At 67.1% G+C, this 13,669-nt stretch carries 12 protein-coding genes and 1 pseudogene; 6 read left to right on the top strand and 7 right to left on the bottom strand.

The features are described from left to right. Positions 1-239 precede the first annotated feature (239 nt). Positions 240-869, top strand: coding sequence for a TetR/AcrR family transcriptional regulator (locus MKAN_RS01635; protein ID WP_160937565.1), 630 nt, complete (start codon positions 240-242; stop codon positions 867-869). Positions 870-892: 23 nt separating this feature from the next. On the opposite strand, the gene MKAN_RS01640 is transcribed toward MKAN_RS01635, so the two are convergent. Next, positions 893-1,690 (bottom strand): nuclear transport factor 2 family protein, encoded by a 798-nt coding sequence (locus MKAN_RS01640; protein ID WP_023364583.1) that lies wholly within the window; start codon positions 1,688-1,690, stop codon positions 893-895. Next, positions 1,690-2,250, bottom strand: coding sequence for a pyrazinamidase PncA (pncA, locus tag MKAN_RS01645; protein WP_023364584.1), 561 nt, complete (start codon positions 2,248-2,250; stop codon positions 1,690-1,692). Before pncA ends, MKAN_RS01640 begins: the two co-directional genes overlap by 1 nt. Before the next feature lie 93 nt (positions 2,251-2,343). On the opposite strand from pncA, the gene MKAN_RS01650 reads away from it, so the two are divergent. Then, positions 2,344-3,201, top strand: a complete 858-nt coding sequence (locus tag MKAN_RS01650) for a DoxX family protein (RefSeq protein ID WP_036395747.1) — start codon at positions 2,344-2,346, stop codon at positions 3,199-3,201. Here the strand turns inward: MKAN_RS01650 and MKAN_RS01655 are convergent. From MKAN_RS01655 to MKAN_RS01665, 3 genes are read right to left on the bottom strand one after another with little or no spacing between them, the layout of a single operon-like run. Further along, the gene (locus MKAN_RS01655; RefSeq protein ID WP_036395774.1) at positions 3,170-3,676 is read right to left on the bottom strand and encodes a gluconokinase; all 507 of its coding nucleotides are present in this window, start codon (positions 3,674-3,676) and stop codon (positions 3,170-3,172) included. The genes MKAN_RS01650 and MKAN_RS01655 overlap by 32 nt on opposite strands. A gap of 17 nt (positions 3,677-3,693) precedes the next feature. Continuing rightward, the gene (locus MKAN_RS01660; protein WP_036395745.1) at positions 3,694-5,679 is read right to left on the bottom strand and encodes a DUF7064 domain-containing protein; all 1,986 of its coding nucleotides are present in this window, start codon (positions 5,677-5,679) and stop codon (positions 3,694-3,696) included. Positions 5,680-5,681: 2 nt separating this feature from the next. Then, positions 5,682-7,187: a carboxylesterase/lipase family protein gene (locus MKAN_RS01665; protein ID WP_023364588.1), complete on the bottom strand. Its 1,506-nt coding sequence runs from the start codon at positions 7,185-7,187 to the stop codon at positions 5,682-5,684. Positions 7,188-7,265: 78 nt separating this feature from the next. Between MKAN_RS01665 and MKAN_RS01670 the strand changes: the two genes are divergently transcribed. From MKAN_RS01670 to merB, 4 genes are all read left to right on the top strand, one after another. After that, on the top strand, positions 7,266-7,958 hold the full coding sequence (locus MKAN_RS01670) for a hypothetical protein (protein ID WP_023364589.1): 693 nt from the start codon (positions 7,266-7,268) through the stop codon (positions 7,956-7,958). Positions 7,959-8,133: 175 nt separating this feature from the next. Further along, complete coding sequence (locus tag MKAN_RS01675) at positions 8,134-8,553, top strand: heavy metal-responsive transcriptional regulator (RefSeq protein ID WP_023364590.1); 420 nt, start codon at positions 8,134-8,136, stop codon at positions 8,551-8,553. A 6-nt stretch (positions 8,554-8,559) separates the two neighbouring features. Continuing rightward, entirely contained in the window at positions 8,560-8,832 is a 273-nt protein-coding gene (locus MKAN_RS01680) for a thioredoxin domain-containing protein (protein WP_023364591.1), read from the top strand. Between the two features lie 305 nt (positions 8,833-9,137). Continuing rightward, positions 9,138-9,491, top strand: a complete 354-nt coding sequence (gene merB / locus MKAN_RS32845) for an organomercurial lyase (protein ID WP_364469792.1) — start codon at positions 9,138-9,140, stop codon at positions 9,489-9,491. An 82-nt stretch (positions 9,492-9,573) separates the two neighbouring features. On the opposite strand, the pseudogene MKAN_RS01690 reads toward merB, so the two are convergent. Together MKAN_RS01690 and MKAN_RS01695 are read right to left on the bottom strand one after the other, a co-directional pair. After that, a pseudogene (locus MKAN_RS01690) lies at positions 9,574-10,931 on the bottom strand (HNH endonuclease signature motif containing protein). A 75-nt stretch (positions 10,932-11,006) separates the two neighbouring features. Beyond that, positions 11,007-13,631 (bottom strand): sugar epimerase family protein, encoded by a 2,625-nt coding sequence (locus MKAN_RS01695; protein WP_023364594.1) that lies wholly within the window; start codon positions 13,629-13,631, stop codon positions 11,007-11,009. Between the last annotated feature and the right edge of the window lie 38 nt (positions 13,632-13,669).

Genomic DNA, 13,669 nt, shown 5'->3' on the forward strand with positions numbered 1-13,669 from the left:
GGCCGTCGGGCCGCGGCAGGACAACCGGATTGGATTTCCTCGGGCGGAAAAGGGTAACCCGCGGCATGGTAGGAAGGCTCGGCATCGGGTCCCCTGCCACAAAGTAGGAACTGAACGGTTCCGACAATATTGACAGGTGTCATGTTTTGGCCGTAGGGCCGAAAGTCACTAATTCAAACGGATCGGCGCGAGCAGCTCCAAGCAGTGTAGGCGGCACGATGCTGTGCCAAGATGACTTCGTGATCCGCGTCGTGAGGCCATTTCGCGGCGTCAGCGCAGAGGAACGACGCGACCTGCGCCGAAATCAGTTGCTCGAGGGGTGCCTGGAAGTTGCCGGCACCGTCGGGATGGCGGCGACGACCATCGAGGCGGTCAGTCGGCAGGCCGGCCTGTCGAAGCGGTACTTCTATGAGAGCTTCCGGACCCGCGACGAGCTGTTCGTGACCCTGGCGCAGGGTCTGCTCGCCGAAATCAGCAGCGGCGTCCTCGATTCGATGACAGATTCCGCCACGGAGCTGATAGATCGCGCGCGGATGGGCATCGGCCGGGTGATCACCGTGCTGACCGATGATCCCCGCAAGGCGCGGTTGTTCACCGACCTGATCGGCAGCGAGCTGCTCAAAGACACCGTCGGCGGGGCCGAGCACGAACTCGCCGAGCTGCTCACCCAGCTGTTGCTCGCCGGAACCGGCAGCGATCAGAGCCAGTACCATCGCCTGCGGCTCGCCACCCTGGTGATCGTGGCCGGCACCGCCAAGGCCGTCACCAGTTGGCTCGACGGAAAGCTCACCGTGTCCCGAGACGACCTCATCGAGGAGGTCGCCCAGATGTCGGTCGCCGCGGCGCACACGGTGCGCAGCGATCTGTGACCGCTACCGTCGCCCCAACCGAATCACGCGGGGAAGTAACGGATCCGGTTGATCAGATTGCCGCGCCACGGCAGTTCGGCGAACATGATCCCGCGCCCATGATCGGATGCCAGCGACACGGCGACCGTTGATCCGGCACCGTTGATCTTCGTCCAGCTGACCCGACGGAGCTGTTGCGCTAGTTCGGCCGGGTCCAGGACCTCGTCATCGCCCAAAGTCATTGCCGCAGTGGGTGATAGCAAACTTCCAGCTGCGTACGTGTCACCGCGCCCGACCGCGTCGAGAAATGTCGTCACCAGTGTCTTGCGACGCGCGCCCGCCCGGCGAAACCCGGTCAGGAAGCCGGCGGTGCCGCGCAGGCCCTGATTGCCCAACAACCCTTGCGACAGCTTCAGCGCCGGCGACACCGCCGGCGCTCCGCTCCGCAGGAACTGCAGCATCATCGCCGGCAAGTCCCAGTACGCTCGGAGAACGGCAATCTTCCAGTCGCCGTTGACCTTTCGCAGATCGTAGCGCAGGAAGGCGGGAACGAACATCGTCACCGCGGGTGCCATTGCCACCTCGAGTTCGACGTCGCGCAGGACGACCGAGCCGGAGACGATGTCGAGGTCGCGGTGGAACTTGATATCTCGCGGTCCGATGAAAGTGTCGAAGAACCGGCCGATCTGCTCGTGGCCCACGTGCGGCTGCGAGCCCACCGGGTCCTGGACCCGGCCGTCGCTGGTGAACAGGCCTACCCAGCCGGCACGGTCGTGCGCTGCGGCGGCCCGGGGCGACCGCTCGACAGCGGCCAGGAGATCGTCGCGATCCGGCAGCGCCATCAGCGGCTCCGGGCCAGCGCGATGCCGGCGGTGCGCAGCTGCGTCAGCGCCTCGTTGGTGGTATCGGCCGACGCTCCCGCGGTCAGGTCGACCAACACCCGGGTCGTGAAGCCGGCGCGGTCCATGTCCTCGGCGGTGCGCCGCACGCAATGATCGGTGGCGACGCCGACCACGTCGACCTCGTCGATCCCCCGTTGCCGCAGCCAGTCCGGCAGCGTGGTGCCATGCTCGTCGACGCCCTCGGCGCCGCTGTAGGCGGCGCCGTAGGCACCCTTGCGGAAGACGGCCTCGAGGTGGCCGGTGTCGAGGTCGGGGTGGAAGTCGGCGCCGCGGCTTCCGGCGCGGCAGTGCGCAGGCCACGACGAGCAATAGTCCGGCTGGTCGGAGAAGTGGTCGCCGGGATCGATGTGGAAATCCTCGGTGGCCACCACGTGACGATAACCGGGCCGGCCGGCCAGGTAGTCGTTGATCGCCCGGGCCAGTCGATCGGCACCCGCCACCGGCACCGAGCCGCCTTCGCAGAAATCGTTCTGCAGGTCGACAATGATCAGCGCTCGCACGATACCCAGCCTAATCCCAGCGGTTGTGGGCTGCTTGGGCCTCCGGCGGGCCTCGCCGGTTTGCCGGAACCCGGACCGGGGAATACCCCGCCCATGTTGATTCGCAGAATCGCCCGACCCATGCTCTCAGCGGCGTTCATCGGCCAGGGTGTGGAGTCGCTACTCAACCCGAAGCCCGCGGCGGAAGCCGCCCAGCCCACCGTGAGCGGATTGCGGACGCTGCCCGATCCCATCGGCAGCAGCATTCCGTCCAATGCCGAGACGTTCGCTCAGATCAACGCGGCCGTCCAGATCGGGGGTGGCGTGCTGCTGGCCACCGGCCGACTGCCCCGCCTCGCCTCCGCGGCGCTGGCGCTGACCGTGATACCGGGAAACCTTGGCACCCATATGTTTTGGAGCGAACCCGATCCGGCGGCCAAGGCGCATAAGCGGCGCGAATTCCTGACCGACCTGAGCCTGCTGGGCGGGCTGATCATCGCCTCGGCGGACACCGCGGGCAAGCCGTCGTTGGCGTGGCGCGGCCGGCGCGCGGCGAGCCGGCTCTCCGAAGCGGTCTCCTCGACGCTGCCAGGATCAGACGACACACTGCTGGGCTCTGAGCTCGGAGACCTCGGGGACAAGATTGTGCACGGCCTGAAGGCCGGAGCCGAGCGTGGCCGGGAGCTGGCCGAGACAGCCGCCGAAAAGGGCGCGCCCTACGCCGAGGCCGCCTTGGAACGCGGCCGCCATCTGGCAGGCACCGCGGCCGAAAAGGGCGCGCCACTGGCCGAGGCGGCGCGCGCCCGGGGCGAAAAACTGGCCAGCAAGGCCCGGCTGCGCCGCCTGGAACTCGCCGAGACCGTGCGTCACCAGGGTGCCCATCTCGCCGACACAGCGGTGGCACGCGGCAGCCATCTGGCCGACACCGCACGTGAGCAGGTCAAGCGCCAGGGCAAGCGCCGTCGAAGCTAGCCAGGAAGCCCTCGATGATCGCGTCGACGTCCTGACTGAGATCCGCCACCACACCCGGCTCGTCGCCGGCGAGCGGTTCCAGCGTGTCCAATTGTGATCGCAGGAGCCCAGTCGGCATAAAGTGCCCGGCCCGGTTGGCCAGCCGGCGGCCGATCACGTCCGCGGAGCCGCTCAGGTGCAGAAATCGCAGCTGCGGGCAATGGGCTCGCAATTGATCGCGGTAGCTCCGTTTGAGCGCCGAACAGCTGGCCACCCCACCGTCTCGGTGGGCGGCCAGCCACTCCCCCACCCGTCGCAGCCATGGGTAGCGGTCCTGATCGTCGAGGGGTTGGCCGGCGGCCATCTTGGCGATGTTCGCCGGTGGATGCAGCGTATCGGCATCCAGGAACGCCACCCCCAACCGCCGGGCGAGGGCAGCGCCCACCGTTGACTTGCCGGACCCTGAAACACCCATCACCACAATGGGACAACGCATCGGTGCGCGCGCCGTGGTCACCCCTGGTTTCGATTCCATTCCAGCCAGCCGACACCGCTGCGGCCGTCGTGGGTGCTGACGGCGACCCAGGCGCGCGGGAATTGGCTTACCCGCCCGTCGACGGCAGCCAGCCGCACCGGTGCGTGCGCGCGTACCTCGATGTCCGCGGTGAGCTCACCGGGATCGAGGCTTAGTGTCGCGTGCAGCGGTAAACCGTTGGGGCCGAAGCTATCCCGGATGCTCACCGTCTGCAGCTCGGTGAGTAGCCCGTGAGCGTCTTGAACATAGCCGACGCTGAAGGCCGGTGCGCCCGGGATTTGGATTCGCACGCCGTGCAGGTGGGTACCGTCGTCGAGGTGCACGGCACTCCACATCCAGTCCATGCTCCACCAATCGCGAACGCCCCAGGAGTGGTCGCGTTGCCCGGGAACGGAATCGAAGCGGTGAACGGTCCCATCGACGGTGACGGTTCCCGAGACGGTGCAAGGGATTTCGTAGCGCGACGTCACGCGATACCGATAGGGGCTGCCGTCGGTGGTCCAGACCAGGCGCATGGTTACCTCGACCGGATCTCCGGGCTCCCCGCGCAGCAACGCACCGGCGTCGGCGTATGCCTGACCGCGCGCACGCAGGTCGACACGATAGGTCTGCAGCGGCGTGGTGACGGCATGGCCCAGCTCGATGGCGTCGGTGCGCACCGCCCACGGGTCGTCGGGCAGCGGAACGTCGACGTCGACGACGGCCACGGTCGGCATGTCGGGTCCGCATAGCAGCGCGTGCACCCATGCGGTGTGCTGATCGGCTATCCGGCCGAGCCGGAACCAGCCGCCCAATCCCTGTGGCGCGTCGACGAAGTCGGCGTACCAGCTCTCGCTCCACAGCGGTTCGTCGGTCGGTGGGTGGGCGAGTTCGTCGTCGTCCGAAGGCCGCAGCGGCTCGGGTCGCTCAGCGGCCGGCAGCGTCGCCAACGCGTCGGTGTCCAGCACGTGGTCGCAATGGCGTTGCAGCATCGTCATGAATAGCCGGTCACCCCGCTCGGTGCGCTCCACCAGCATCGACGAGACGATCGCCATCATGACGCCGAAAAAGCTCTGCCGCCGCACGCCTTCGGCGACCTCGGTCAGGCTGATCGGCGGCTCGCGCCCCAGCGCCTGGTGATAGGTCCGCAGCAGGTCGTCGTAGTGGTTCCGGCGATCCTCGGTGGGCAGCGCACAACCCAGGAAGTAAGCCAGATCGGTCATCGCCGGACCCCAGGAGACCGTCTGCCAGTCGACCACCGTCAAAGCCCGCTCGGCTCCAGCCGCACCGAAAAGTAGGTTGTCCAAACGGTAGTCGCCGTGGACGAGCCCCTGGATTCCGCCTTGGACAGCCTCCTGGTAGCCGTCGAAAGCGGCCACCAGCCGGTCACAGACTCCGCGGCACTCGGCAGTGATCCGGTCGCCGTAGCGCTCGACGAAGGCGGCGTACAGCGAAGCGATCATCACCTGGTTCAGTGGTGCGTCACGGTGCAGCCACGGTGCGTCTGCCAGCGCCGCGTCACCGAGCAACGGTCCGTGCAGCCGTCCCAGCTCCCTGACCGCCAGCCGGGCTTGTTCCGTTGTGGCGCCCACGATTTCGTCGCCGACGACAGCCGGTCCGGCATCACCGAGCAGCAGGTCGAACGCGCCGCTCGAGACGTCGACCGCCGCGTGGTAACAAGGGGCTAGCGGCCCGTCGAGGCGTGGCGCGATGTCGCGGTAGAACCGGACCTCACGTTGGTAGAGGCCCAGCGTCTGACCGGTCTGCCGGCTCATCGGATCGGTGGCCGCGACCTTCAGCACCACCGACTGCGGGCCGGCGGCCGCCGCGTAGGCGGGCACGACGCGGTAGCACTCGCTCATCTGGCCGGTGCCGATGCGCTCGACGGTGAAATCGGTGACCGTGCCGGCACCTATCATCGCGGTGAGCCACGACGCGGTGAGATCGTCCGGTCGTTCGATGACGCGCTCGTTGTCGGAATCCATGGTCACTGCACCAGCGAAAAGCCGTCCCAGACCAACCGGCGGTGCTGGTGCGGATCGAACTCGACGCGGCACTTACGGTCGATCACCAGCACGGCTCGCTCGGTGTGCGTATAGGCCGGCCAGTCGTCGCCCGGCACACCGGTCTCACTGAACGACCGCCAGCGCCCGATCACGTCGTCGCTGACCCGCAGCGCATGTCTCCGGTCGGCGGCAGCGGTAAGCAACGCACCGAACGTGGTCCGGTAGATGTCGAAGACCGCGAGCAGTTCGGTGGCGTGCGTGGCACCGAATCCGGACCAGCGCAGGGTCCGCGGGGCGTAGTCATAGCGGTAAAGATAGGTAGGGGCGTGCGCGCCGTGCGCCTCGGCAATCTGCCAGGCGGCCGCGTTGAACGCGAAATCTCCGCCTAGCTGAATGCATGCCGACGGCTTGGGGTAATCCGGGTAGGCCGCGGTAATGCGTTCCCGGGTAGCCGGTTCCGCGTCGGCCAGGAGTTCGTCGATCATCGCCTTGTTGGTCGGCAGCATCTTGAGGAAGCGGGTGAACAAACGACCCTCTTCGGCGTTGGTGCCCACGATGAGCGGCACCTGGTGCGATTGTCCGGACCGCATCGCCTCGACGGGATCGACGGGCAGGCAGTCGTCGCCGAAGGTGGGGCCGATCGGGAAGGCGCCCAACCGTTTCTGCATGCCTTGCTCGATCAGGCGGTGCTGGGTTTGGACCAATTGAGCCGGAGTCGCCCGGATGAGCGCACTGGCGGCATCGCGCGGGCGCGCGCCCAGCAGATCGGCAAAGCGTGCCGCGAACTCAACGGCCAGCTCGCGGGGACGCACCATGCCGGCCGCCGGACTTTCCGAAATCGCCCGCGCAAAAAGGCCTTTCGCGGCCGGCACGGCCAGCAATGTGGCGGTGATGTGCGCGCCGGCGCTTTCCCCGAAAATGGTGACGTTGTCGGGGTCACCACCGAACTGGGCGATGTTGTCCCGGACCCACTGCAACGCCAGCACCAAATCGCGCAGGTACAGGTTGCCGTCGATGGTGATGTCGGACGTCGACAGCGACGACAGGTCCAGACAGCCCAGCGCACCCAACCGGTAGTTGACCGACACGTAGACGCAGCCCCGCCGGGCCAGCGCGGCGCCGTCGTATAGCGGGGTGGCCGAGCTGCCCAGGATGTAGCCGCCGCCGTGAATAAAGACCATCACCGGCAGCGGTTCTGTTGCGGGGGCTTCGGGCGTGACGACGTTGAGGGTCAGGCAGTCCTCGCTCATCGGCTGGTATTTGCCGACGCCAAGCATCGTGTACCGACGCTGCTGGGGCGCGCAGTTGGTGAACCCGTGGCAGTGCCGCACACCGGACCAGGGCTGCGCCGGCTGCGGCGCCCGGAATCGCAACGGCCCCACCGGCGGCCTGGCGTAGGGGATGGATCGCCACCGGTGCACGCCGTCGCGAGTGAAGCCCTCGACGATGCCGGTGACCGTGCGTGCGCGGACGGTGCGCTCGTGCATAACCCGACGTTAGCGGATTCCCAGGGCATACCGGACGGGCAGCACCTTTAGCCACGCCGAGGCCGCTAGCCTGAATCGATGCGGATCGCCATGCTGGTCGCAGTGCCATTGCTGGTCGCCGGGTGCTCGCACGACATCGACGGCCGGCCGGGGCTATCGCCGACCAGCACGCCGACCAGCATCGCAACGTCGTCGGCGCCGTCGGCGTCGGGCAAACCGCCAGCCGGGTCCGCCGCGTCGTCGGCGCCGGCGGCCGGTGCCCCGATCTCCGCCGTCATCGCCTGGATCGAAGCGGGCCGACCCGCCGACCCCACGCGCTATCACAGCGTGAGCCGCGACGATGTCACCGCCGAGCTGGGCGACGACATCGCGTTTACCGCCCAGTCCGGCAAAGCGTCGTGTCTGACCGACTCCAAACACACCGGCAGCGCGTTGGTCTGCCTGGTCAGCCTGACCAATCCCCCGCCTGCTCCTGCCACCGCCTACGGCGAATGGAAGGGCGGCTGGGTCGACTTCGACGGGGTGAAGCTGCAGGTCGGAGCGTCCCGCGGCGACCCCGGGCCGTTCGTCAACGGCAACGGACCCGAGTTGGCGGAGGGGGATTCATTGTCCTTCGGCGACTACCGCTGCCGCGCCGGCCAAGCCGGGCTGCTCTGCGTGAACTATGCCCACCAGTCCGCGGTGCGGCTCAGCGCCGGCGGCGTCGAGCCGTTCGGTTGCCTGCGCCCGGTGCCGCCGCCCGACGGAGTGGGAACGGCCTTCAGCTGCTGAGGTCCTCCACTGCCGGACGGTTCCGGGTTACGCCGCCACGATGCCTATATGAACGGGGTACAGACCCGATTCGCCGTCGTCCGTCCGCTGGTACCGCGGCGATCTTCTTCCAGGGCTATCGGCAGGTCGTCGCCGGCTTGACTAGGTAGTCGGGTACAAGGTTCATGCTGGAGCGGTGAGAACCAGCGAGGTCGCCGGGCAGGCGCAGGTCAACGTTCAAACGCTGCGCTACTACGAACGCCGCGGTTTGCTACCCGAACCCCGGCGGACCCCATCGGGTTACCGGGTCTACTCGCCTGACGCGGTGCGGCTTGTGCGCTTCGTCAAGCGTGCACAGTGGCTTGGATTCACCCTCGATGACATCAAAGATCTGTTGTCTTTGGCCGAAGGCGGTATCAACTCGTGCGACGAGGCGAGGGCGATGGCCCGCGCCCGGCTCGCCGAGCTGCAGCAGCGCATCGAGCAACTCGCGGCTATGGGCGATACGCTTGGCCGACTGACCGCGACCTGTGATCGGCACCCCTCCAAACCGGATTGCCCGATCTTGCGCGACATCGAAACAGCTGCCGCCACAACGTCAACCGCTGCGGACTGAACCAATATGCGAATTGAACTACTCACCTCGCCGGGATGCCCCAATGCCGCCGCCGCCAGGGCGACGATCACCGAATGCCTGGCATCGTTGGGCATCGACATGCCGATAATCGAGCGTGTCGGTAGCTATCCCTCACCGACGGTCCTGGTCGACGGGGTTGACGTGATGCGGCCCGAGGCCGGACCACCTATCGGCAATTCGTGCAGACTCGACTTGCCCACGCCGTCGCGGGTTTTCGACGCATTGCGGGCCCACGCGCCGACGACGACGGAATCTTGATGGCCGACCAGTTCGCGAATGCACCCGAGTCGCCGGCCACCGCCGCCCAGCAGCTCCCGACGACAATCCGGGAACTACACCGAGCTGTACTGCGCCGCTTCCTCGACCACGGCCGATGTCACCGTGACGACTTACGCAAGACAGCCAATGCGCTGGGCGTCGAACTCGACGACGCGTTGTACCGACTGAAATCCGACGACCTGGTGCACACCGCGGCTGACGGACACATCGAGGTCGCTTACCCCTTCTCAGGCAGGCCGACAACGCATACCGTCCATCTGACCGGGCGCCCTCCGGTCGCAGCGATGTGCGCCATCGACGCGCTGGGTATCCCGCTGATGAACGGAAGCGACGGCGTCATCTACTCCGCCGATCCCGTCAGCCAAAAGCGGATACAGATTCGACGCCACGGTAGCGACTGGATATGGCAACCTGCCTCCGCCGTCGTAGTGATCAGCCGAACCGATTGCTGCGGAACTCTGGCCGAGACTGCATGCGAGTCGATTGCCTTCCACACCACCGCGCAAAACGCGCAAGCACATCTCGACAGCCATCCCGAACTTCGTGGTGTCATCCTCGGCCAGGCCGACGCGATCGCCGTCGCCGCCAGCGTATTCGGATCCCTGCTCGCAGCTGACCGAACCACTTCGCCCGACTAGACGGTAACCGCAAGTCGATGCGCCAGAAGGGCGTGGACGCGAACAACCTGCTGGGCGCCACGCGGATTGGGGGCCACCCACCCTAGAACCCGTCGTCGGCATCGTCGGTGAGCAACTTCTCGGGATATTGAAAGCCATTGGTCCGCGGCTGCCCCTGGTCCAGGTGTGGTGGCGGAATCCATTCGGTGCCGCCGTGGCTGTTTTTTCGGGTGACCAGCCTTTGTCGAGGAGTTTGTGGTGGGGCCCGCAGGCGAAGGTGAGGTCGTCGATGTCGGTGCGATGGGTGCTGGCCCACTCCCGCACATGATGGACCTCGCAACGATAACCCGGCACGTCGCAACCCGGCGCCGAGCACCCACGATCCTTGGTATACAAGACAATTCGTTGCCCGGGCGAGGCCAGGCGTTTGGTGTGATACAGAGCCAGCGCTTTGCCGTCGTCGAAGATAGCGAGGTAATGATTCGCGTGGCGGCCCAGCCGGATCACATCTGACATCGGCAGCAGGGTGCCACCGCCCGTGAGGGCCTTACCGGATGCCGATTCCAGCTCTTTGAGCGTGGTGGACACGATGATGCTGGCCGGTAACCCGTTGTGCTGACCGAGATTTCCTGATGCCAACAACCCGCGCAGTGCGGCGTTGAGGCCATCGTGGGTGCGCTGGCTTTCCGAGCGGGTGTCGCGCTGCGCCACGTCTTGGGGCGGCGGTCCGTCGACCACCGGGCTCTCGTCCTGCGGGTTGCACATGCCAGGAGCGGCCAGCTTGGCCAGCACGGCATCCAGCCCGGCCCGCGCTTCCGGGGTCAGCCAGCCAGTGAGCCGCGACATCCCATCCAACCCCTGCTTGCCCAAGGTCAATCCGCGACGGCGGGCGCGGTCCTCATCGGTGAACGTGCCATCGGGATTGAGGCAGTCCATCAGCCGCTGCGCCAGCTTCGCCAACTGGTCGGGGCGAAACCGGGTGGCCAGCCGCGCCAGATGGGCTTCGGCTTTCTCCAGGGTCTCGATGTCCACCTCTACCGGTAGGTGACGAACGAAGTCGCGGATCACCCGCACATGCGCCTCGCCGAGGTGCCCGGCGCGCTGAGCGGCAGCAGTCGCGCTCAATTGCGGCGCCAACGGCTCGCCGGTCATTGCACGGCGCTCACCGAGCTCGGCGGCCTCGCCCACCCGCCGGCTGGCCTCAGCACGCGTGATCCGCAACCGGCTGGCCAACGCCGAAGGCAGCCTGCCGCCCAACTGCTCCTCGCTGGACTGCTCGGCGATCTGATTGATCAGGGCATGTTCGATGCTGGGCAGCTGGCGCCGAACTATTTCGCAACGCTCCAGCAGGGCCATACGTTCAGGGGTGGTCAAGGCGTCGAAGGACAGCTCCTGCAGCCGTGACACAGCCAACTGCAGCGCGTCGAACGACGCCACCACCGACTCCTGACCCGAACACATGTTCGAATCCTATCGCGGCACACCGACAAGAACCCGCTCCTTGAGACTCCTGAAACCATAGTGACGCAAGTGGTTTCAGTCGCCCGCCAAGCCCCCGGAAGCCAGCTCGAGCACGTGAATCTCCCCCGTGGAGCCGTCGACCTCGATGAGTGCGCCCTGCTGCAGGTATTGCGTTGCACCCTGGACATCGACCACACACGGGAAGCCGAACTCACGGGCCACCACGGCCGCATGGGACATGGGGCCGCCGAGTTCGGTGACCACGGCTGCGGCGTAGCAGAAGGCGGCGGTATAGCCGACGTCGGTGACCTCGGCGACCAGGATTTCGCCCGGCTGCAGGTCATCGATGGTTTCCGGACGCACGATCCGCACTCGGCCGCGGACCCGGCCACCGCAGACGCCGACTCCGCGCAATGTGTCCCCGGTCCCCAGCGCGGCCGACGATCCTGTCGATGGCTCCCAAGTCCCGCTGAACACCGTGGGGGGAACGACGGCGGTCAGCCTGCGTTGTTCGGCTCGGCGCCGGGCCACCAGCTCGGCGACGTCACCGGGCAGCGCGTCGAGCTCGTCGACCAGCAGGTAGAACACATCGTCAGCGGTTTCGACGACACCGGCCTCGACCAGCCGGCGCCCATACTCACGCAGCAGATCGCGCAGCACCCAAATCGCTCGGACCATCCGGTCGCGACGGACTTCCCGATCCCTTAGCTGACGCGCAGCCAGCAGCGCAACCGGCTTGGCCCGCAATGGGATTGCCGGATGCTGCGGCTCCGGTGCGGGCGGGGCGCTCAGCGCCTTGGCCACCATCCGGACCAGCAGTTCCGGATTGTCGGCGTAGCTGGTCGACAGCATCTCGACCTCAGCCGGACCGCGATGGCCGATCAACGAAAGCTCTTGCAGCACCAAGGCGTAGAACTGCGGCGCCCCCACCGCCAGCTTGCCCAGGCGCTCCCCCGGCTCCGCCAGCACACGCATCACGTCGGGATCGCGCCGCGCGGCACTCACCAGTCGCTGCACGGCTTCCACCGGACGCGCGCTGACCAATTGCGGCCCCGCCGCCGGCGCGGTGTCCCGGCCGCATAAGGCACGCAACAGCACGTTGAAGGCGGCACACAGCATGAACGACCCGGATGCCAAGACCCAGCCATGAACCACGTGGTCTCGTGCCAGCAGGATCAGGCTCAGCAGCCGGTGATCGTCCAGCTGTGCGATGTCGCGGGCCAGCTGTTCCAGCCGGTCGACGTCGTCAAGGTAATCGCTGGTATCCAGTGGCGAACCTGCGCTCAATCCGACCAGGTTGACGCCGAATACCCCGATGTTGCGGACGGTGCGCAGTAGTCTGCGGGCTCGCCGCGATTCCGACGGCGGGCGCTCCTCCCCGAAGATAGGCAGCGACGCCATGCTGGGGCCGAAAAACCCGCTGTTGCTGACGATCATGGCCGGCTTGGCGAACGGCACGGTCTCGGCCATGAAGTGCGCCGAGGTGATGGCCCCGTACAGTCGGTGGGCAAAGACCGCCACCGTTCGCATCGCGATTTCCCGCTGAATCACCCCCCCGGGCCGCAGCCGTTCGGCAATTCCCACCCCGCCGGCACGCAGTCCGCGTACGGTCACCGACGCCGACGACGGCGAGAACGGACCAGGCAGCGCCTCGGACAAATTCGTGGCCAGGAACGTCGGGAAACGGGGGTCGATCGGGGTGTCGAACTCGCCGTTGACCCCTTGGGGTCCCGCGAGTCTGGGAACGACGCCATCTTCGGCCGGGGTGTCGACAGCGGGAAGGTCCTGGATAGTGGCCAGCCGCCAGGGCAGGGCGAACACCCGGCTACCTACAGAGACCCGGCCGCGCACCGCCAGGTCGAAATCTTGGACGGCCTCCTCGGCGGTCCACGCCGGTCGGAATCCCCACTCGTCGTGCAGCCGCGATGTGTCCATCGTCGGAACGCCTTGCAGCAGTTCGAGTTCGGCGAAGGATGGGACACGCTGCAACGCCCCGGCGGCAAACGGCAGAATAGTCCGGCCCAGTGCGGCGGCGATCTGGCGAAAAGTCGGCTGACCCGCAGCGGCCAGGTTCACCACACCGCTGTCGGCTCTCAGGATCGCCCGGATCAGTAGCCGAAGCACGTCGTCAACGTGGACCACCTGCACAACGGAATCGGCCGACCCGTCGGGGAATACCGGCAAGGCCCACACCCGTCGTGCCCAGTTGTCGACGCTGCGGCCGACGATCAGTGCCGAGCGCACGGCGACCCATTGGGCTCCGGAGTCCGCCAGCAGCTGCTCGACCCGGGCTTGGTGTTGGCCCTCAAGGGAATTCGGTGCGAGGTCATCGGTTTCGGTGGCCGGGCTCTGCCCCGGACGGTAGACGTGGGCCGAACTGACGAACACAATGCGTCCCGTCCCGGATTTGCCCATCGCTTCCAGGACGTTGCGTGTGCCATCGACATTGACCTGCTGGCCGATGCGGCTGTCCGGTCCCGGACTCCTGGCCCATGCGCAGTGCGCGACGACGTCGGCGCCGGTTATCGCGCGCCCGACCGCGGCTGCATCGCGAATATCGGCTGCGACGAAATCGGCTGCACTGAGCCAGCTTTCGGGCCTATGACGGGCGATACCGACAACCTGGTGGCCCTGGCTCAGCAATCTGGCGGCAAGACCCCGGCCGAGTACGCCGCTGGCCCCGGTGATCGCGACTCTCATCGAGCAGTTCGCCCCCACTGCATCATCGCCGGTTCGCT

The sequence above is a fragment of the Mycobacterium kansasii ATCC 12478 genome (assembly GCF_000157895.3).
GTDB classification, from domain to species: Bacteria; Actinomycetota; Actinomycetes; order Mycobacteriales; family Mycobacteriaceae; genus Mycobacterium; species Mycobacterium kansasii.